Here is a 994-nt window from a genome sequence, read left to right as displayed (position 1 = left end):
CGCTCGAAGACCGAAGGTCGCGAAGCTGGCCGCGAATCCTCGGCTGCGCGAGTATGTGCAGGAGCGTCTCTCCGGTCAGATCCGCCGCCCGGACGGGTGTGTTGTGCCTGGCCCGCAACCACCGAGATGGACGGGGCAGAACAAGCCTCACAGGAAGGACCGGGGCTGGGTGCTGGGGTGGAGTCCCGAGCAGATCGCGCACCGGATCAAGCTTGACTTCCCTGATGATGACAGCATGCGCATCAGCCACGAGGCCATCTACCAGGCGTTGTTCATTGAGAGCCGCGGGGCGCTCAAGCGCGAGCTCATCCTGTGTCTGCGCACCGGACGGGCGCTCCGGATGAATCGTGCGCGGTCGAAGCGGGTGCCGTGGGCGCACGTCACCGCCGATGTCCTGATCAGCGAGCGACCCGCGGAAGCTGAGGACCGCGCCATCCCCGGTCACCACGAAGGGGATCTCATCATCGGCATCAACAGGTCCGCGATCGGCACCGTCATCGAGCGGACAACAGGGTTCACCACGTTGGTCCACCTGCCTCGAGAAGAGGGCTGGCGGGAACAGCCGATCGTCAAGAACGGTCCGGCGCTGTCTGGTTACGGCGCGCTCTCGATGAACCGCGCTCTCGCGAGAGCGATGAGCACTCTGCCGGAGGAGCTCAAGCGCTCCCTGACCTGGGACCGGGGGAAAGAGATGTCCGCGCATGCTCAGTTCGCGGTCGACACTGGCTTGAAGGTCTACTTCGCCGACCCCCGCAGCCCTTGGCAGCGCGGCACGAACGAAAACACCAACGGGCTGCTCCGGCAGTACTTCCCGAAGGGAACCGACCTCTCACGCTGGACCCCGGACGACCTCGCCGCCGTCGCCCACGCCCTCAACACCAGACCCCGCAAACGCCTCGGCTGGCGCACCCCGGCCGAGGCACTCGACGAGCACCTACACTTGCTGCAAACAAGCGGTGTTGCGACGACCAGTTGAATCCGCCCAATACACCGC

General features: G+C 65.7%; 1 protein-coding gene. It reads left to right on the top strand.

Annotated features, from left to right (window positions below; translation table 11 throughout):
- A partial coding sequence (locus AC1DZA_RS20120) for an IS30 family transposase (protein WP_476774099.1) occupies positions 1–976 on the top strand: 976 nt, incomplete at its 5' end.
- Positions 977–994: the final 18 nt, after the last annotated feature.

It is taken from the genome of Agromyces sp. P2_B3 (assembly GCF_056404815.1).
Note: the sequence above shows the minus strand (reverse complement) of the source record. Positions and strands in the feature narration are given on the sequence as shown.